The organism is Vibrio methylphosphonaticus (assembly GCF_023634655.1).
In the GTDB taxonomy this organism is placed as follows: domain Bacteria; phylum Pseudomonadota; class Gammaproteobacteria; order Enterobacterales; family Vibrionaceae; genus Vibrio; species Vibrio methylphosphonaticus.
The window spans coordinates 18,280-37,999 of sequence record NZ_JAMKMS010000013.1 but is presented as its reverse complement, the minus strand read 5'-3'; the positions used below and the strand labels follow the sequence as shown (position 1 = coordinate 37,999).

General features: G+C 45.5%; 17 protein-coding genes, 2 tRNA genes and 1 other RNA gene. 14 read left to right on the top strand and 6 right to left on the bottom strand.

What is annotated here, in order from left to right; all coding sequences use genetic code 11:
- The first annotated feature begins 9 nt into the window (after positions 1 to 9).
- The 4 genes from M9196_RS15405 to M9196_RS15390 all read left to right on the top strand — a co-directional run bounded on the left by M9196_RS15405 (position 10) and on the right by M9196_RS15390 (position 4,272).
- Complete coding sequence (locus M9196_RS15405) at positions 10 to 963, top strand: arginase family protein (protein WP_250618421.1); 954 nt, start codon at positions 10 to 12, stop codon at positions 961 to 963.
- 9 nt (positions 964 to 972) lie between these two features.
- Positions 973 to 2,304: a pyridoxal phosphate-dependent decarboxylase family protein gene (locus tag M9196_RS15400; protein ID WP_250618420.1), complete on the top strand. Its 1,332-nt coding sequence runs from the start codon at positions 973 to 975 to the stop codon at positions 2,302 to 2,304.
- Positions 2,305 to 2,445: 141 nt separating this feature from the next.
- Complete coding sequence (locus M9196_RS15395) at positions 2,446 to 2,982, top strand: GNAT family N-acetyltransferase (protein WP_250618419.1); 537 nt, start codon at positions 2,446 to 2,448, stop codon at positions 2,980 to 2,982.
- Positions 2,983 to 3,219: 237 nt separating this feature from the next.
- Positions 3,220 to 4,272: a DUF1254 domain-containing protein gene (locus tag M9196_RS15390; RefSeq protein ID WP_250618418.1), complete on the top strand. Its 1,053-nt coding sequence runs from the start codon at positions 3,220 to 3,222 to the stop codon at positions 4,270 to 4,272.
- Between the two features lie 201 nt (positions 4,273 to 4,473).
- Here the strand turns inward: M9196_RS15390 and M9196_RS15385 are convergent.
- Positions 4,474 to 4,558, bottom strand: a tRNA-Tyr gene (locus M9196_RS15385).
- Positions 4,559 to 4,640: 82 nt separating this feature from the next.
- A tRNA-Tyr gene (locus M9196_RS15380) sits at positions 4,641 to 4,725 on the bottom strand.
- Between the two features lie 397 nt (positions 4,726 to 5,122).
- Here M9196_RS15380 and M9196_RS15375 point away from each other — a divergent pair.
- The gene (locus M9196_RS15375; RefSeq protein WP_250618417.1) at positions 5,123 to 6,211 is read left to right on the top strand and encodes an efflux RND transporter periplasmic adaptor subunit; all 1,089 of its coding nucleotides are present in this window, start codon (positions 5,123 to 5,125) and stop codon (positions 6,209 to 6,211) included.
- Positions 6,211 to 9,324 (top strand): vibriobactin export RND transporter permease subunit VexH, encoded by a 3,114-nt coding sequence (gene vexH, locus M9196_RS15370; protein WP_250618416.1) that lies wholly within the window; start codon positions 6,211 to 6,213, stop codon positions 9,322 to 9,324. Before M9196_RS15375 ends, vexH begins: the two co-directional genes overlap by 1 nt.
- Positions 9,325 to 9,457: 133 nt before the next feature.
- Here the strand turns inward: vexH and M9196_RS15365 are convergent, their stop codons facing one another.
- Positions 9,458 to 9,859 carry a cupin domain-containing protein gene (locus tag M9196_RS15365; protein ID WP_250618415.1) on the bottom strand — a complete coding sequence of 134 codons (402 nt, stop codon included), beginning with the start codon at positions 9,857 to 9,859 and terminating at the stop codon, positions 9,458 to 9,460.
- Between the two features lie 170 nt (positions 9,860 to 10,029).
- Here M9196_RS15365 and M9196_RS15360 point away from each other — a divergent pair, with 170 nt between their 5' ends.
- Positions 10,030 to 10,344 (top strand): DUF1244 domain-containing protein, encoded by a 315-nt coding sequence (locus M9196_RS15360; protein ID WP_250618414.1) that lies wholly within the window; start codon positions 10,030 to 10,032, stop codon positions 10,342 to 10,344.
- 255 nt (positions 10,345 to 10,599) lie between these two features.
- Positions 10,600 to 11,697, top strand: a complete 1,098-nt coding sequence (locus M9196_RS23570; protein WP_284677193.1) for a methyl-accepting chemotaxis protein — start codon at positions 10,600 to 10,602, stop codon at positions 11,695 to 11,697.
- Positions 11,698 to 11,968: 271 nt separating this feature from the next.
- Here the strand turns inward: M9196_RS23570 and M9196_RS15350 are convergent, their stop codons facing one another.
- The gene (locus M9196_RS15350) at positions 11,969 to 13,045 is read right to left on the bottom strand and encodes a PLP-dependent cysteine synthase family protein (protein ID WP_250618413.1); all 1,077 of its coding nucleotides are present in this window, start codon (positions 13,043 to 13,045) and stop codon (positions 11,969 to 11,971) included.
- A gap of 123 nt (positions 13,046 to 13,168) precedes the next feature.
- On the opposite strand from M9196_RS15350, the gene M9196_RS15345 reads away from it, so the two are divergent.
- The 3 genes from M9196_RS15345 (at position 13,169) to M9196_RS15335 (ending at position 16,470) form a co-directional block, all read left to right on the top strand.
- Positions 13,169 to 13,630 carry an Lrp/AsnC family transcriptional regulator gene (locus M9196_RS15345; RefSeq protein ID WP_250618412.1) on the top strand — a complete coding sequence of 154 codons (462 nt, stop codon included), beginning with the start codon at positions 13,169 to 13,171 and terminating at the stop codon, positions 13,628 to 13,630.
- A 207-nt stretch (positions 13,631 to 13,837) separates the two neighbouring features.
- Positions 13,838 to 15,031, top strand: coding sequence for an iron-containing alcohol dehydrogenase (locus M9196_RS15340; RefSeq protein ID WP_250618411.1), 1,194 nt, complete (start codon positions 13,838 to 13,840; stop codon positions 15,029 to 15,031).
- Positions 15,031 to 16,470 (top strand): coniferyl aldehyde dehydrogenase, encoded by a 1,440-nt coding sequence (locus tag M9196_RS15335; protein WP_250618410.1) that lies wholly within the window; start codon positions 15,031 to 15,033, stop codon positions 16,468 to 16,470. Before M9196_RS15340 ends, M9196_RS15335 begins: the two co-directional genes overlap by 1 nt.
- Positions 16,471 to 16,680: 210 nt before the next feature.
- Here the strand turns inward: M9196_RS15335 and tesB are convergent, their stop codons facing one another.
- Complete coding sequence (gene tesB / locus M9196_RS15330) at positions 16,681 to 17,541, bottom strand: acyl-CoA thioesterase II (RefSeq protein ID WP_250618409.1); 861 nt, start codon at positions 17,539 to 17,541, stop codon at positions 16,681 to 16,683.
- 222 nt (positions 17,542 to 17,763) lie between these two features.
- Between tesB and M9196_RS15325 the strand changes: the two genes are divergently transcribed.
- Positions 17,764 to 18,207, top strand: coding sequence for a YbaY family lipoprotein (locus M9196_RS15325; protein WP_250618408.1), 444 nt, complete (start codon positions 17,764 to 17,766; stop codon positions 18,205 to 18,207).
- 81 nt (positions 18,208 to 18,288) lie between these two features.
- Here M9196_RS15325 and M9196_RS15320 read toward each other — a convergent pair whose 3' ends face one another.
- Positions 18,289 to 18,591 carry an MGMT family protein gene (locus M9196_RS15320; RefSeq protein WP_250618407.1) on the bottom strand — a complete coding sequence of 101 codons (303 nt, stop codon included), beginning with the start codon at positions 18,589 to 18,591 and terminating at the stop codon, positions 18,289 to 18,291.
- Positions 18,592 to 18,642: 51 nt separating this feature from the next.
- Here M9196_RS15320 and M9196_RS15315 point away from each other — a divergent pair, with 51 nt between their 5' ends.
- Positions 18,643 to 19,383, top strand: a complete 741-nt coding sequence (locus M9196_RS15315; protein WP_250618406.1) for a VP0952 family biofilm-associated protein — start codon at positions 18,643 to 18,645, stop codon at positions 19,381 to 19,383.
- 188 nt (positions 19,384 to 19,571) lie between these two features.
- Positions 19,572 to 19,668: signal recognition particle sRNA small type (gene ffs, locus M9196_RS15310), an RNA gene on the top strand.
- Positions 19,669 to 19,720 lie beyond the last annotated feature (52 nt).

Here is a 19,720-nt window from a genome sequence, read left to right as displayed (position 1 = left end):
GGTATGACTATGTCAGAGATGATTCCAAATTTTTACGCGCCACCACGTACTTTTATGGGGGCAGAGCGCATTAGTGACTTATCTGCTCAATCACTTGACTACGCAATGTTGGGTGTCCCTTATGCCGAAGGTACGTTTGCCCCCTACATTCAAGCGGGCCAATCAGAGATGCCCAATGCACTGCGTGACAATCCGGTGACCATTTTTTTTGATATTGGTGAAGTTGGCTTATTTGATGTCGACAAAGATCTGACCTTGCTCGAAGGGATTAAAATTGGTGATATCGGTGATGTGGTGATTAGCCCCGGAGAAGGCGAACTTAATCGCGCCCGTATGACCAACAGCGTTAAGGCGATCCTAAACGCTGGGGCAGTGCCTATCACTGTTGGTGGCGACCATTCAATCACTTATCCCTTAGTTCGAGGCTTTGAAGATAGTCACAATAAAATCGATTTTATCTATTTTGATGCGCACCTTGATTTTGCCGATATGCCTCTCGCATCCGAGTTTAATCACGGCACCCAAACCACTCATATCCACACTCTTCCTTTTGTGAGAAATATTACTGTTATTGGGGCAAGAAACTCGACGGCAGAAGAATTTAAGCGAGCCAAAGCCGCGGGTATTCGAATTGTCCCTGTCACGGAATTAGATGCGCGTGGTGAGGCCGCAATCATGCAAGAGGTGATTGATCCAACGGTCCCAACGTATGTGTCACTCGATATTGACGGTATGGACGCGATCTATGTGCCGGGCACGACGCATCCTGAGTCTGGCGGTATGACTTTCAAGCAGCAGAAGGAATTGCTTTTTCAACTCAACAAAGTCGCGCAAGGGAATATCTGTGGTTTCGATATCGTCGAGCTATGTCCAGCAAACGATGTTAACCATATTACCGCACTTACCGCGTCTAAACTGACCGCCCTGATGATGGGGTATCGCAGTCACTTTTTGAATCAATAGGTCTGAATTATGCCAATTATGAACGAAAATAATACGTACTTCCCAAAAAGTGGATACAGTAAAAATGAGGTATTAAATAAGCTAGATGAACTAAAAAAAGAAATGGTACCCGTTGATGGGGGGCGCTTTGGTATGTATTCCCTCAAAGGCAGCGAAGAGATCCAAGACGTTGTAGAGCAAGCGGCACTGAAGTTCTTCTCGTTTAATGCTTTATTCACTTTTATGAACAAGCCGGCAGGGCAAATAGAAGATGAGCTGATTGAAATGATTCGCGAGATCTTCCACGGCAGCGATGACATGCGTGCGAATTTCACGACCGGTGGTTCTGAATCTATCTATTGCGCGATGAAAGCAATGCGAGATTGGGCACGCGAAACGATGCCGCATATTAAAGAGCCAGAAATCATCATGCCTTATTCTGCTCATATTGCCTTTTCTCGCGGTGGTAAGTACTTTGGGATGAAAATTATTCGAACGCCAGTGGGTAAAGATAATCGTGTTGATCTTGCAGCAACGAGATCGGCGATAAACGAAAATACCATCGGATTGATTGGGTCGGCACCTTGTTGGCCATTTGGTGTCTATGATCGTATCGAAGAGTTGTCTGAACTTGCGATTGAAAAAAGCTTATGGCTTCACGTTGATGCGTGTGTCGGTGGCTACCTGGCACCATTTGTCAAAAAAGCGGGCTATGACTTGCCAAATTGGGACTTCACTGTGCCTGGGGTGCGTTCTATTTCAGCTGATATGCACAAATACGGTTATGCCCCTAAGCCGATGTCGACAGTACTGTATCGTGGTGGTGATGAGCAGTTCCATCATTACACCGTGGTAGATGATTGGCCATGTGGCCCTTATTTCACCCAATCTCTAGGTGGAAGCCGTACGTTTGCCTCCACGGCTGGCGCATGGGCGGTAATGAATTATATGGGCGAAGAGGGCTATGTGAAAAATGCGCAACGCATTATGACCATTAAGCAAATGCTTATTGATGGCCTAGCTGAATCACAAGATTTGCGCACCGCGAAAACAGACTTATCACTTGTTATTATTGACTCGCCGACTCTGGACATTACCAAGGTCGTTGGCGGCATGTCACAACGTGGCTGGAGCCTACTTGGCAATGCGCAGCCACCGGCAATACATTTGGCTATCGATCCCATTAGTGACGAGCAAGTGGAGTTTATGATCCGAGACTTTTACGACGTTGTTGAAGAAGTGAAGGCGGGTGAATCTGATGAGCAAGGTTCTTTAGCGTACTCGGGAGGCCAAGGTTCAGGGTATACACCTAAATGGGTTAGCCAGGTTTTAGCCATGCTGCCTAAGAAATTATCGAAATAGGAAATGGACGGTGTTGAGCATGGGCGCTCGTGGGTAAACGAGTGCCTTTTCAAGTAGCGCAGGTCGTGCACGGGACGTTGCAGTTTGATACGGTTAGAATAGTATCGTGATTTTACGGTGCTAATTCTAAGGAGAGTATTTATGACGGCTGTGCAGATTGCGTTAGTCCACCTTGATGACAGCGCCGCGCTCCTGCAATTTGAATCTGACAATCAGGCTTGGTTTGAGCAGCACGTTCCCCCTCGTGGTGATGACTTTTACAGCCTACAGGGCGTACGTGAACAAACGCAAGAGTTTCTCCTTTATCATCGTGCTGGCTTAATGTTCCCGATGTTAATTAAGACCACTACGGGGGAAATCTGCGGTCGCATGAATGTCAACGTGAAGGAGTGCACACCCACCGTCGCCGAGATTGGATACCGTGTTGGCCATCACTATACCCAAAAAGGCATCGCCTCATCAGCCTTAAAGCAGTTGCTGAGATGGTTACGAGAATCTAGCTCATTGGTGGAAGTGCGTGCGCATGCCGTCATCTCTAATCTTGGTTCTCGGAAAGTACTAGAGAGCAATGGGTTTTTGCCGATCAGACAAATTGATGCCTTTGCTAAGATCAATCACATTGATGTGGATGTGATTGAATACCGTCGATATTTATTTGATGACGGGAGAGAGGAATAATGTCGTTGTCCCTTTGCTGATAAATTACTTAATGTAATGGTATTTCCTTATTGAATGAAAGTCACCACTAGATATTACCTTAGTGCATTTCTTGTATCCGTTCATATCATTTGTGTATTCATCGTTGCTTGCTAATATTGTTTACAAGTTAAGCAATATTAGAGCTAACGAATTGAAATTATTTAGATGGACGGTGTTTTGGTTGATTAGCGTTATTGATTTTATTAGAGGCCAACGATGAAAAAATTAGCATTAGTAGTATTAGGGTTAAGCGCGGTTTCACTGTCTTGTTATGCTGAAGATGTGTCGACTTTAACGGCGTTTTTCAGTGACGACGGCAAAGTCACGACGGTTGATAATTACGCGGTCTATGAAACATCCCGTCAGTATCTTAAAAACCAAGAGTTAGTAGGCGTGAACAAATTTCTGCATAAGCGAGAACTCACACCAACGGATAAACAGTCCGTCGTGCGAATGAATCGCGATACCTTTTATTCAATGGCAGTGATTGATGTATCAAAAGGCGCAACGATTACATTACCCGAAATCCCAGAAGGCAAGTACATGTCGATGGAAGTGATTACGGAGGATCACCGAATTCAACCCATGAAGTATGGTTCGGGCACCTTCGACCTCTCTACGCATAGTGGTGATCATGTTTATGTCATTGTTCGTACCGATGCCACTTTTAGTAAAGAAGAGGTTCATAAAATCCAAGACAAGATGAGGATTGATGCAAATTCTGATCGTGAATTTACTGCGCCGCAAGTGGATGAGAAGTCATTTGCACAGGTTGAAGAAAATCTGAAAATGGAAATGCCGAAGTTACTGAAACGCGATGGCGCACAAGCAACGTTTGGGATGTTTACAAGCCCTGAAGATGATTCAAAAGAACTGTTTACTAAAGAGAAGTATGCGGTTGGTGCCGCAATTGGTTGGGGTGGTGCACAACTGGAAGATAACATCTATGAGGTTTCAGGCAATTTCCCTGCGGATACCTGCCATCAAGCCACATTTGAAGACCCACAAAATCAGGCATTCTGGTCGGTGACCGTATATAACAAGCAGGGTTTTATGTTTGGCGAAGTCGCAAATGTCAGTTCCAATACGGCTGAAAGAAATGCAGATGGTAGTTACACCGTCAGCTTTGGCTGTGGTGAGGATGCTGTGAACAACATTGAAACTGCTAATGACTCTGATGTCTTTAACTTAGCATTCCGTCATTATATTCCTAGCCAAAAGGTTCGAGATGGATTCCGCGTTCTTCCGTATGTGAAAGCGGTGAACTAGCTGACTCGGTGTTAAAGCCACAGTGACAACTCACAGCGAGAGCTAGTTAAAATATGCCTTAGAATAGCCCTAAATGGGGTGTTCTTATTCAATGCTCAGGGGATTGTTTGCTTTCATGTTTTTGTAGGGAGTAAGACAATTGCAGAGAATAAGAAAGTTCAGACGAAAAAAAACCGACTCAAAGAGTCGGTTTTTTTTATATGGTGGAGGGAGATGGATTCGAACCATCGAAGGCAGAGCCGTCAGATTTACAGTCTGATCCCTTTGGCCACTCGGGAACCCCTCCAGGGTGTTTTATACTTGTTTCACTGTTTTCCCAAAGCAGTAACTCAAGTGCGTTTATTTGGTCTTAGCCAACTAAACTAATATGGTGGAGGGAGATGGATTCGAACCATCGAAGGCAGAGCCGTCAGATTTACAGTCTGATCCCTTTGGCCACTCGGGAACCCCTCCAGGGTGTTTTATACTTGTTTCGCTGTTTTCCCAAAGCAGCAACTCAAGTTCGGAGCGAATCATAGCAAACTGCACAAAGCTGTAAAGTTTTTTCTTGGTATTTTGAACTGAATGATGCCTTTTTGGGCAGAGGTGTCTAAAAAGACAGGTTTATGCTCTATTTATTAACCACTTCGCTACAGGAAATGCTAATTATTTCTGCGATTGATCGTAATGAATAGGCTATGTTTACTTATTGTTCTCTTTCATCTTGCCATTTTTGTTTCATCTTCTTGCGGTATTTGTGAAGAAGCAATGTTTGTAAACAAAAACTCTGTTTAGGATTTACACTTCTTGACGTTATATCGCTCATAAGTCGATAGAATGTCTTTAGTTTCTATATTAAAAGACAAATACGATGAAAAATAAAACAATAATCGGTTTGCTAGCACTGTCTATTCTTGGTGCATCTTCTGCAAGCTACGCAAAAAGGCCTCAGGGGTCACAAGCTATTTCTGTTGTGACGGAGACAGTGGCCATTCACCAAGTTTCTCAATCTCTGTCTCTGGTCGGTAAATTAGAAGCTGATCAGTCGGTTGTGATTGCGTCTGAAGTATCTGGGATCGTTGACCAAATTCGCGTGTCGGCGAACGAAAAGGTGCCAAAAGGGCAGGTCTTGGTGTTACTTAATGATGACAAAGCCGTGGCCTCTGTCGCAGAAGCCAAAGCTTATCTACGAGACCAAAAACGTATTTTGGCTGAATTTCAACGCCTTGCGTCGAGTAATGCGATAACAAAAACAGAAATTGATGCCCAGAAGACTAATGTAGACATTGCCAACGCTCGTTTAGACGCTGCGAATGCGCAGCTCAATGATTTGCACATAGAAGCCCCGTTTTCAGGCACCGTTGGCTTGATTGATTTCAGCCGCGGTAAGTTAGTGAACGTAGGGACAGAACTGCTGACATTAGATGATTTGTCTACTATGCAATTGGACTTACAAGTTCCAGAGCACTACTTATCTTTGCTTGAAAAAGGCATGCTTGTGACGGCAAAAACGTCGGCGTGGGGCAATCGTTTATTTGAAGGTGCCGTTGTTGCCATCGATACGCGAGTGAATCAAGAAACCTTGAACCTTCGCGTGCGTATTCATTTTGAAAACCAAGAGAATCGATTAAAGCCCGGTATGTTAGCTCAGGCAAACATGGCGTTCCCTCCGATAGAAGCGCCTATCATCCCGGTACAAGCACTCGAGTATTCAGGTACTAAGCGCTTTGTTTATGTCATTGATGACAATAACAAGGCGCACCGTACTGAGGTCATTTTGGGCGCTCGTGTGGGCAACCAAGTGGTGATTGAAAAAGGGATCGAAATTGGCCAGAGAATCGTCGTGCAAGGTATCGTTAACATGCGTGATGGATCTGCCGTACAGGAAGTGAAAGCGGAACCGACGGCGCAGCGCGTTGACAAAAATGCTGAACTTCTCAGTGAGAAGGAAGTAAGTTAATGCTTTTATCTGATATTTCAGTAAAACGTCCCGTTGCCGCGATCGTATTTAGCTTGTTGTTGTGTGTCTTTGGCTTAGTGTCATTCAGCAAGCTCGCGGTACGCGAAATGCCAGACATCGAAAACCCAGTCGTGTCTATTTCTACTCGTTATGAAGGCGCCTCCGCGACGATTATCGAAAGCCAAATCACTTCTTCTATTGAGGACCAGCTTTCTGGCATTAGTGGTATTGACGAAATAGAGTCAGTGACTCGAAATGGTATGTCGCGCATTACGGTCACCTTCGAGCTTGGTTATGATCTGAACACCGGTGTGAGTGATATTCGTGATGCAGTGGCACGAGCGCAACGCTCACTGCCTGACGAAGCTGATGATCCGTTGGTGTTTAAAAACAATGGTAGTGGCGAAGCGTCGGTCTATATCAATCTTAGCTCGTCAGTGATGGATAGAACGCAGCTTACCGACTACACCAACCGAGTTCTTCTTGATAGATTTAGCCTGATTTCAGGTGTCAGTTCGGTCGATATCTCTGGCGGCCTATATCAAGTGATGTATATCAAGCTCAAGCCTGCTTACATGGCTGGACGCGGCGTCACGACGGCTGACATCACGGCATCGCTGCGATCAGAGAATATAGAACGTCCTGGTGGGGAAGTGCGAAATGACGCGACGGTGATGTCGGTTCGTACTGCCCGGTCATACAACTCCCCGGTAGATTTTGAATATTTGGTGGTGAAACGCGCCAGTGACAATACACCGATTTACCTGAAAGACGTCGCCGATGTGTATATCGGCGCAGAGAATGAGAATTCCACCTTTAAGAGTGATGGCGTGGTTAACGTCAGCATGGGTATCGTGCCACAGTCTGATGCAAACCCACTCGAAATGGCTGACCTAGTGCATAAAGAAGTGGAACGTATGCAGCAGTTCCTGCCTGAAGGGACTCGCTTAGCGATTGACTACGACTCAACTGTCTTTATCGACCGCTCCATTTCTGAAGTGTATAGCACCCTGTTTATCACCGGCTGTTTAGTCATATTGGTGTTATACATCTTTATTGGTCAAGCAAGAGCCACGCTGATACCGGCGGTGACCGTACCGGTGTCGTTGATCGCGTCGTTTATTGCTGCGTATTTCTTTGGCTTTTCGATCAACTTGATCACCCTGATGGCACTGATCCTTTCTATTGGCTTGGTGGTGGATGATGCCATCGTGGTGGTGGAAAACATCTTCCATCATATTGAAAAAGGAGAACCCCCATTACTCGCGGCCTATAAAGGGACACGTGAAGTAGGGTTTGCGGTTATCGCGACCACATTAGTCTTGGTGATGGTGTTTTTACCGATTTCATTCATGGATGGCATGATAGGGCTGCTGTTTACTGAGTTCTCGGTGTTGTTAGCAATGTCAGTGATCTTCTCATCATTAATTGCCCTCACTCTGACGCCAGTATTAGGCAGTTCGATTTTAAAAGCGAACGTGAAACCAAATCGCTTTACGCTATGGGTGGACTCAGGTTTTAGAAAACTCGAGCGCGGTTATAAGCGAGCACTTGGGCAAGCATTACGATTTCGTTGGTTAGCTCCGGTGGTTATCTTAGCGTGTGTTGGTGGCAGTTATCAGTTGATGCAACAGGTGCCTGCTCAATTAACGCCGCAAGAGGACAGGGGGGTTATCTTTGCCTTTGTACGAGGCGCAGATGCCACCAGTTATAACCGGATGGCAGCGAACATGGATATCGTCGAAGAGCGATTAATGCCGTTGTTGGGACAAGGTTTCTTAAAATCCTTTAGCATCCAGTCGCCAGCGTTTGGTGGTAATGCGGGTGACCAAACGGGTTTTGTTATCATGATCTTAGAAGATTGGAACGATCGTGATGTAACGGCTACGCAAGCGTTGGGAGAAGCTCGTAAAGCCCTCGCCGGGATCCCTGATGTTCGTGTGTTCCCTTTTATGCCGGGCTTTAGAGGTGGTTCAAGCGAGCCGGTACAATTTGTTATTGGTGGCTCTGATTACGCTGAACTGCAAAAATGGGCAGACTTACTAGAGCAACAAGCGGATGCGTCACCGATGATGGAAGGTGCGAGTACGGACTACTCTGAGAAAACGCCGGAACTGGTTGTGACCATTGACCGAGAGCGCGCTGCGGAGCTAGGGATCAGTGTTGAAGATATCTCCGATACGCTAGAAATCATGCTGGGTGGTAAAAGCGAGACCACCTATGTTGAGCGCGGTGAAGAATATGATGTCTACCTGCGTGGGGATGAAAATAACTTCAACAATGCTGCCGATCTGAGCCAAATTTACATGCGTACTCAGTCTGGCGAGTTGGTTACTCTAGATGCCGTGACCGATATTGAAGAAGTCGCCTCCTCAACTCGTTTATCGCACTACAATAAGCAAAAGGCTATCACCATTAAAGCCAACCTTAAGGATGGGTATACGTTGGGTGAAGCGCTAGACTTTATGGATCAACAGGCAATCGAGATGCTACCAGGTGATATTTCGATCAGTTACGCTGGCGAGTCTAAAGACTTTAAAGAGAACCAATCGAGTATTTTTGTCGTATTTGCATTGGCATTGTTAGTGGCTTATTTGGTACTAGCGGCTCAATTTGAGAGCTTTATTAACCCGTTGGTGGTGATGTTTACCGTCCCTATGGGCGTCTTTGGTGGCTTCCTAGGCTTACTGATTATGCAGCAGGGGCTCAATATATACAGCCAGATTGGCATGATCATGTTAATCGGTATGGTGACCAAGAACGGCATCCTTATTGTTGAGTTCACCAACCAACTAAGAGACAAAGGTATTGAGTTCGAACAGGCCATCGTCGATGCATCAGCAAGGCGACTGCGTCCTATCTTAATGACCGCGTTCACCACACTAGCAGGCGCAATACCATTGATTGTTTCAACAGGAGCTGGCTACGAAAGTCGCGTGGCTGTGGGTACGGTTATTTTCTTTGGGATGGCATTTGCGACCCTAGTGACGCTGTTCGTGATTCCAGCGATGTATCGCTTGATATCCGCGAAGACACAATCGCCTGGGCATGTCGAAGCTGAGTTGAATAAAGCGCTACAAAAAGATGTGAAAGCGCGCGCCAGTCATGGTTAAGTAATACGCTATAATCGGCCTATTGATAAAATAGGCCGATTTTTTTTGTCTACGGAAAGACACGGCATTCAATTAATACGCTAACGCTAAACATTCGTTAAGCATGATGCTTTATTTGTGACCTTATAAAGAATCATTCTGTTTCTAGTAAAGTGACCGTTTCGCCTTTTTCGGCGAGGTAAAAGACAATGATTTTTGCCGGCGTCGTTCCTGGGTTTATACCAAAGTGTGGCTTGTTCATCACTTCAATGAGCCCGTCGCCAGCATTAAGTGTTATTTCTTTTTCCTTAAGTTTGACGGTGAGTGTGCCTTCAAGCAATACACCAGCATTAATGACAGGGTGTATATGAAGCGGTAGGCGTTCTCCTGGTTCAATGATGATCTCTTTTATCGTCACTTCCGGTTGAGTGAGGTGATAAGTGGGCAGCGGCGTACCATCCCAAGATTGGGTGGATTTGACTAAATCAACGGATGTTGCTGCTAAAGAAGAATACGAAGCAAGAGTCATGAGAGTGAGTAGTAGTGGTTTTTTCATTGTCTATCTTCCAGTGATGATGAACAGTGCTTGACTGTATGTATCTAAATTGTAAACAATAATGGTATTGCAGAATATTTACCAATGCAATTGAGTGCATATCAGTGCGGTAAAGAAAATAAACCATAGTTTGTGGCGGATAGACTAAATAGTAGAATAAGGGAAATCGCGTGGCTGAATTTAAATACAAAAATCTTCCTCAAGAGCAGCAAGATAAACTAGACGCAGCGGTATTTCGTCGCTTACTTGCGCACCTTGATAATAATAAAGACGTGCAAAATATCGATCTGATGATTCAAGCGGGCTTTTGCCGTAATTGCTTCAGTAAATGGTACAAAGCAGAAGCAGAACAGGCATCGCTCGACTTAGACATCGACGATGCTCGCGAGCGTGTTTATGGCATGACCTATGATGAGTGGAAGCAAAATCATCAACCTAAAGCGACGCCAGAGCAACTGGCTGCTTTTGAAGCGAAGCAAAAATAATTCGCGCTAGCACTCCTATTACGCCTCTGCTTAGTCAGAGGTTTTTTCTGTCTATATATCAGTAAATTAGTGGTGTTCGATACGTTTGAATTCATGATGTGGTCTCATCAAGAGGTAGCACAATACGTTGCCCATACCCTAATTGGGGTATAGTGACTGGCAGTAATCACAACTTACTCTTCACGCTATTTATAATTCCTTACCGAGTGCTAGCGTAGCAAATATAGGAAATACAGCAGTAGAAGAAGTGACACTATGTTGGTATCAAAAAAACAACTAAAAGCAACGCAGCAGCAGGTAATCACGGAACAAGCGGTAAACGAGGCATTACAGCTACAAGTGGCCGAGTTAAAGCAGCAGCTCGCGGCGAAGCAAGATCAAGTATCGGCGTTAGAACACGCAGTGACGGAACATAAATCGCGTTCGCGTCGTTTCTTGGGGATGGTTGTTCCTCATCTTGTCAGTTCTGCTAGTACGATAGAAGCTGCGAATAATGATTTGATAGCGCAAAGTGACCAGTTACAGAGCAAACTAGGGGTATTTGAATCGACACAGTGCCAGCTTGAAGACATGTACCGCTCGTTAGATTTGGTCTCTCAATCTTCTGCAGAAAGTAAAGATACGGTTAATGCACTCCAAGTATTAACCAGCGATATTAGCCAGTTTATTAGTATTATCCATCAGATTTCCGAGCAAACAAATTTACTCGCCCTCAATGCAGCGATTGAAGCGGCGCGAGCGGGGGAGCATGGTCGTGGCTTTGCGGTGGTGGCGGATGAAGTGCGCTCTCTTGCGGGGCGGGCGAATGAAGCGGCCAGTGAGATTTCTGGCTTGGTAGAAAGAATTGAATCGAGCACCAATCTTGCTGGAGATAATATCGAAAAAGTCTCTTTGCAGGTCGCTGATGCGTCGAAGGGCGCGGCAGACATCGTTAAAGATACGCAATCTATATTATCTTTATCGTCAACAACCGTTGACGTTATTTACAAGAGTACCGTTGATATTTACGCTTCAAGTGGGATTGCTCAATATACCAATATGTGGACGACGGCACACTCAAAGCTAATCGGTGCCAACTGTGACCACTCGCTGCTACTTCTAGGTGAGCTTGAAACGACCTTTGGCACGGTAGTGGCAAACCATGAGGAAACGCGACAATTAGCTAGCGTCGGTGGACCGCTTGAGTACTTTTCAGTGAAAGCGAAAGCGTTCCATGAGGGATTGCAGCTGATCGCTAGCGACGCTGCCGATGCGCTGGTGGTGGAAGAGTTGGATAGATCTTATCAAGATTTAGTGTCGTACATTACGGCTGCGCAAATGCAGGTCAATCGTACTTATGATCGAAAGCTGTAAGTATGATCTAAAACTGTAATTATGATTGAAAGTAGGAACGGTGATAAAAGTAGTGACGGTGATAAAAATAGTAACGTTGATAAAAGTGGTCACTGTGATAAAAGTAGTCACCGTGATAAAAAGTAGTCGGTAACGCTCAACGACATGGCCAATGACATAGATAATACAAAGGAGTGATAACATCACTCCTTTTTTGCATGTTGTGCGTACTTTCAGGCTAAACGCTTACGTTTTCTACTGCATGTCGCTGCCTTTAGGTAAATGACTGTCGTTAACAATCTGCGCTGCATTCACCTGTGGCTTCAAATATTTCCAGCTTTTCGGCATAAGGCTGTAAGTCACCAATATTGTTTTTAACCCATTCAGGGTTGTAGTAAGTGTCGAGGTAGCGTTCGCCGCTATCACACAACAAGGTCACGATAGAGCCGGTCTCACCACGTTTTTTCATTTCACAGGCCAGCTGCAATGCACCGTATAAGTTGGTGCCCGTTGATGCCCCTACTTTTCTACCCAAAATCTTCTCAAGCCAATGAATCGTGGCAATGCTCGCCGCATCTGGAATGGTGCGCATTTCGTCAACAACACCAGGAATAAAACTTGGTTCTACGCGAGGTCGGCCAATACCTTCAATTTTGCTACCGCAATCGCCAGTGATGTGTTTGTTACCCGTTTTGAAGTAGTCATGGAATACCGAGTTTTCTGGGTCGACAACACACAGCTTAGTGTCGTGTTTTTGGTAGCGAATAAAACGACCTATTGTTGCCGATGTACCACCTGTACCTGGGCTCATCACGACCCACGTAGGAATCGGGTGATCTTCGAGTTCCATTTGGCTAAAGATAGAGTTAGCAATGTTGTTATTACCACGCCAGTCAGTGGCACGTTCAGCATAGGTAAACTGGTCCATGTAATGACCATTTAACTCATCGGCAAGGCGACGAGATTCCGCATAGATTTGGTCTGAGCGATCAACAAGGTGTGCCTTGCCGCCATAGAACTCAATTTGCTCTATTTTTTTGCTCGCGGTACTTTTTGGCATAACCGCAATGAAAGGAAGACCTAAGAGTCGAGAAAAATAAGCTTCTGATACCGCAGTGCTGCCTGAAGAAGACTCAATAACCGTGGTTTCTGGACCAATCCAGCCATTACAAATCGCGTACAAGAAAAGCGAACGCGCTAAGCGGTGTTTAAGTGAGCCTGTAGGGTGCGTACTTTCATCTTTCAGGTACAGATCGATGCCATCAATGCTTGGGAGATCGAGTTTGATGAGGTGAGTATCGGCAGAGCGTTGATAGTCAGCTTCAATTTTACGAATTGCGTTGTTTATCCATTGATGATCAGTACACATAGTTAGGTTTCCTACTTGGCTATCGTTATGGTGATAATTTACCTACAAACCAAGAGAAAAACTTTGCTATATTTACTGTATAAATGAGTTTTTAGAGAAAACTATTCTACTTTTGAGGTTTTTATGGAAATCGATAGTATAGATAAGAAGCTACTTGGTTTATTGCAACAAGACAGTACCTTGTCGCTGCATGATCTTGCTGAGGCGGTGAACTTAACCACGACGCCGTGTTGGAAACGATTAAAAAAGCTTGAAGATCATGGTGTGATTAATAAGCGAGTAGCGTTACTGAATCCAGAATCATTAGGATTGTGCTTTACCGCTTTTGTGCAGATAAAAACGACGAACCACTCCCATGAATGGTACAAAGCCTTTGTCGACACGGTATCGCTATTTCCCGAAGTGATGGAATTTTATCGAATGGCGGGGGAGTATGACTATATGATGAAAGTGCTGGTGAAAGACATGAAGTGCTTTGATGAGTTTTATAAGAAGTTGGTGAACAGTATTGATGAGTTATCGAACGTAACCTCAACGTTTGCCATGGAACCTTTGAAATACACCACGGCATTACCTATTCGTTAGCGGGTACGATTTAGCTGGCACTAGGTCGTAGGTATAAGACTCTCAACTCTTGGATGAGAATCTTGCTTATGTGGAGCAATCACTCTATAACTGAATGTCATTAAAAACAGAGTTGTTAGAACGTCATCGTGAAAATGAGACAGCGGAGTGATCTTACCTTGTCTTGTCAGCCATCTTGTCAGCCATCTTGTTAAAAGGAGCGCCATTATGCTGCACCAATGCCTGGTTTCCGTGAAGAAGCCGTTTATTAAAATGGTGCCCGTTCCACAGCCAATGTGCATTTCCGGGCGTGGTAAGGTGAATGATATTGCGAAAATATGCAAAGAACTGGGCGTGACCAAACCCTGTATCGTGACGGACCATGTTTTGATGAAGCTCGGCTTACTCCATAGCCTGCTGCAGACGCTGGATGAAGCAAATATCGGTTATTCAATTTTTGATGACATCACACCAGATCCCGATTACGGAACGGTGAGACGAGGCGTCACACACTACCAGAGTCATGGGTGCGACAGCGTTATTGCCTTTGGTGGGGGATCGCCTATGGATTGTGCAAAAGCGTTGGCGGCGAGTGTCAAAACCAATAAAGACGTGGCGAAGTTACCGGGACTGCTTAAGGTGCATCGCCGTCTTATGCCTATTATTGCCATCCCCACCACGGCAGGAACTGGCTCTGAGTGTACGGTTGCGGCGGTGGTAAGCGATGTTAAAGCGCGAAAGAAGCGCTCTATTACTGACCCGTTTTTGGTGCCCAAAGTTGCCATTCTCGATCCAAACTTGATGCTGGGTTTACCTGCTCAGGTAACAGCAGAAACGGGCGCTGACGCCTTAACGCATGCCATTGAATCTTATTTAAGCGGGTACGCGAATACACAAACTCGCCAATGGTCGGTGAGTGCGATTAAACGGATCTTTAGCGCGTTGCCAACAGCGTACCAAGATGGCAACAATAGCCACGCGAGAGAGCAAATGGCGCTGGCAAGTTTTGAGGCTGGACTTGCCTTTACACGTACCTATATTGGCTATGTGCATGCTATCGCTCATCAACTCGGCGCGTTTTATCATGTGCCTCACGGGCGAGCGAACGCGATTGTGTTGCCCCTTGTTCTAGAGGGGATCCAACAAAGAGATAACGCACGACTGACACAGCTAGCCGTTGAGCTGGGCTATAAAGACAGTGTGCAAGGGAGCGCATCCTCACAATTCACCGATGCGGTTAAAGCGCTATTAGAGCGTGTTGCAATCCCGAAAGTCGTCAAAGAGTTGCAAGTAGAAGACATTCCTCGTATTGCGCAGCAAGCGATAAAAGAAGCCTTTGGTGAGTACCCGGTTCCCGAGGTGATGTCATTAGAAGAGTGTCAGCGGTTATTGAAAAAACTGATCGAATTAGGAGTCGAATAATGAGCCAAGTCGAGCTTAGTGAATTAGAAATGCAAGCGTGTTTTAACCAGCAAAAACGAGCGTTTAAAGAGTCTCCTTTTCTTAGCCGTGAATTACGACTGAGTAACTTGTCCAAGGTAGAGCGTCTTATCCGTCAAAATCAGGCGGAGCTGTGCGAGGCCATTCGTAAGGATTTTGGTCATCGTTCCTCAACCGAAACCGCGTTGCTCGAGTTTTTCTCTTCGATTGATGGCCTTGTCGATGCACGTAAACAGCTGAAGAAATGGATGAAGCCGAAGTCGCGTCATACCGCGATATGGTTCCAACCCGCTAAAAACAGTGTGATTCCGCAACCCATCGGTGTTGTGGGCATTATTGTGCCATGGAATTATCCGTTGTTTCTTGCCATCGGGCCAATGACGGCAGCACTGGCTGCAGGTAATCGAGTGATGGTAAAAATGTCGGAAAATTCTCAGCATCTTTGCCGAGTCTTAGCTGAGATATTTTCAACGGCGTTTACCGAAGATGAAATTTGTTTTATTGCCGAAACAGGCGAGACAGGCCAAGCATTTTCTAAACTGGCGTTTGATCACCTGATTTTTACTGGCTCAGGGGCAACAGGTCGCAAAGTGATGGCGGCAGCAGCAGAGAACCTCACCCCGGTAACGCTAGAGCTAGGTGGTAAATCGCCGACTATTATTGCGCCAGATTACGACATTAAAAAAGCAATGAAGCGCATCCTAACCGGGAAACTGTATAACGCTGGGCAAACGTGTGTAGCGCCAGATTACCTCTTTGTACCAGAAGATAAGCTTGACTCGGTGATTAAGTCCGCGAAGTCTATTGTGAAGAAGCGCTTTAAAACCATTGAACACCCTGACTACACGTCAGTGATTGATGATGTGTCATTCCAGCGTTTAAACGAGACACTAGATCTCGCGAAAACGGGCAGCGGTGAGGTGATTAATCTTATCCCAGACAGTGAGCCTGATGCGGCAAGTCGACGTTTTCCTCTTCACTTAGTCGTGACGCCTGCAGCAGATGAGAATGTCATGACTCGTGAAATCTTTGGGCCTATTTTGCCTATTCTAACTTACAAGACGTTAGATGACGTTTATCACTTTATTAGCCAACGAGATCGTCCTCTAGCGCTGTATATTTTCACTAATGACAAAGCGTTACAAAAAACGGCCTTGGAAAACACCTTGTCGGGCGGTGTGACGGTCAATGATGTCATGTTGCATGTAGGTCAGCATGACTTACCGTTCGGTGGCGTAGGACCAAGTGGTATGGGGCATTATCATGGACGAGAAGGGTTTAATAGTTTGTCTAAGATGCGGCCAGTCATGGTTCAAGGAAAGTGGGCAGCGACAGCATTTCTTAGTGCACCATATACAGGCTTTTCACGCCGAATGGTGAATTACCTCATCAATAGGAAGTGGGGTAAATACCCAGAGTAACGCTTTGGGCTCTGCCGTTGATTAAGTGCCGCATAAGCGTATTAACTTATGAAAAAGTGCGTTAATTAATGTGTATTAAGTGACGCGTGTTAACTTAAAGCTTGTGAGTTAAAGCGCGTGAATTAAAGTTCGTGAATATAACGAAAGCCAGCCGTATTTTTGGCTGGCTTTGTTCATTATTGACGGCTCATCGCTTATGACAAAGTGACATTATTCACTAAATCGCATTACGCCTTCTTGGATAGTTGAAGCAACAAGCTCGCCTTGTCTATTGAAAATCTCCCCACGGACTAAGCCGCGCGAGTTGCTCGCATTCGGGCTGTCGATGGCATAGAGCAACCACTCGTCAATTTTAACTGGGCGATGGAACCACATAGAGTGATCAATGGTCGCCAATTGAAATTTCGGCGACATAATAGAAACACCGTGTGGGTGTAACGCCGTGGTTAGGAATCGCCAATCCGAAGCGTAACCCAGTAGGTATTGATGGATAAGAGCGTTGTCTGGCACCTCTCCATTTGCGCGGATCCACAAATACTGCTTAGGCTCTGCCTTCTCCGGGTTTAGCGGATTAATCACAGTGACAGGGCGCACTTCAATGGCTTCTTCACTGCAAAATACTTCGCGAATTTTTGGCGGTAAAAAGTCAGCAATACGTGCTGCTAGCTCTGATTCTGAAACATAATTTTCAGGTCCATCAACAACAGGCATTTCTGTTTGATGCTCAAACCCTGGCGCGTGCCCATGGTAACTTGCTGTGAGGTAAAAAATGGGGCGACCATTTTGGATTGCCTTCACGCGTCTTGTGCTAAAACTCTTACCGTCACGCAGGTTTTCAACATCATAAATAATGGGCTTTTCTGCATCTCCTGGGTAGAGGAAATAGCTGTGAAACGAATGTACTGTTCGATCATCTGGTACCGTATATCGAGCCGCTGACAGCGCTTGCCCTATCACTTGTCCCCCATAGACCTGCGGTAAGCCTAAGTGTTGGCTTTGACCACGAAATAACCCTTCTTCTAACTTTTCTAGTTGAAGTAATTCCAGCAATTCACGTAATGGTTTACTCATAAATTCACTTATACTCAAGTTCAATACTGCAAGTGTGGGTTTTGTCAGTTTGTTCGTCAAGCGGCCCGTCAGTTTCATGACGTAACAAGTCATGTAGGAATGGTATGAGATTCATGCATTCTGGTGCTATTTCTAGAATGGATGGATAAATTTCTGATATCTTTAATGTAATAGAGATGGGCACTGACTCACGTAAGTGCACAAATAAAATAGAGAGGCTTTATGAAGAAGGTAGTTTCAGGTTTATTGGCGGCCGTATTAGGCTTAGCACTTGTTGGGTGCCAAACTGCGCCAGCGACAGACTCTAAAGTAGCGGTGGAGAGTGAAATGACCTCAGTGAAAGGCAGTATTGCGTATCGTGAGAGAATTGCACTGCCACCAAACGCCGTTGTCACGGTGAAACTGCAAGATGTCTCGCTAGCGGATGCGCCAGCAACGGTCATTTCTGAGCAGACCTTTGAAACAGAGGGTGCTCAAGTCCCATTTGATTTTGAATTGAGCTACAACAGCGCGGATATTGAAGCTCGCCATACTTACAGTGTGAGCGCGCGTATTGAAGTTGACGGAAAACTGCGTTTTATCAGCGATACCTCTTACCCTGTGATTACCGACCAAAATAAGACAGAAGAAGTGAATCTACTTCTTATTGGCGTACACGCAAAGTAAAGCCAATTGTCGCTATCTGGCTGATTGCTTAGCCAGATAGCGGTCTCGCTAAGCAGCAAATCATCGAACCCAATCTTTTATCTATAACTGCCAGCCATAAGTTCGTAAACTGACCTTACCGCTTGCGGTGAAGATAATCCCTTCCTCCAATAGCTTTGCTCTTTGGACGCTGAAACGTTCGCCAGTTAATGAAATCTCGCCTTTACCATTGATAACCCTATGCCAAGGAAGGGTACTGCTTTTTGGTAGGTCACTCAGTGCCTTGCCAACATGTCGAGCGTAGCCAGGATAGCCAGCCATTTTTGCAATCTGTCCGTACGTTGTCACAGTTCCATGTGGAATTTGGTGAATCACTGCAAAGATTTGTGTTCGAAACTGTTCCATACTGAAAGTAGTCCTAGTTCAATGTGCCATGGATCGGTATAGGGAGGAGCAATGGTATTTTCGGTGTTTCAGTTCGTAATCACAAGTATTCTTGCTATGGTTTGTGCCAGAGCAATCAGCGTAACAGAAGGTGATATTCCCGTTTTAGCACTGATGATTCCCGCGTTATGGGTGCTTCCACAAGGAGGGGTAGCGGGTTTGGCCTTGCTCGCAGCAATGGTGGTGTATGGAATCACATTACCAATGCAAAGCATCGCCATGTCGATTGCGGTATGGATTCTACTTCCGGTATTTATGGTTGCCTCTTCACGACGTAGCAATATTTGGATTGTTTGTTTAGTCGGCCTTATTGTCGTCACGTTGAATGTGGGAATCATGGTGACCCAATTGTCCGGTAAACTGGGGGGCACCCCGATGGTCACATTAATCCAAGGCTTTTCTGTATTTGTTGCCTGGTATGCGGCAAGTCATTGGAAGGGGAGCAATAAGCACAGCTGGTGGTCATTGGCGCTGATTGTTCCTATTTGGGCAGCAGGTTTACCCCATGCCGCGCTTATCGCATTGTGTTTTACTGGCATGCTCGCGTCAATGGAGAGCCTAGGAAAGCTTAAAACCTTCCGCTGGAACAAACTGCTTTGCTGGACATTGCCGAGTGTAGGGTTTGCCGCCTTAGTGATCACCCCTGGTATTGACGTTCCCAAACCCGTTTTTGTGGTTTGGATATGTTTACTTGGGACAGCTTGGATGACGGATTACATTTTGCGAAGTGATTCCGAAAATCAAGAACATTGATCTATCGTTGATACAGTGAACCCAACAGAGGCGTCGAAGTTTGCTTTTACGCCTTTTTGTTTAATCTCTAATCACTTAACGCGAACTTGCACTAAAAAGTTCGCTTAGCTATTGCATTCAATACGCCTATACCTGATAATCCATTCCACGATTTAGCCTTAGCGCAAAATCAACAGAATCTATGGAGGCCCTGGTCCTCCCGCAACAATAGTTCGTGAACTCGGTCAGATCCGGAAGGAAGCAGCCGCAGCGGATGACTTGTGTGCCGGGATGTGGCTGGGGCTTCCACCCTTCTACTGCTTTATTCTTATTTATCAAGTAATTACCCCTTAAATAT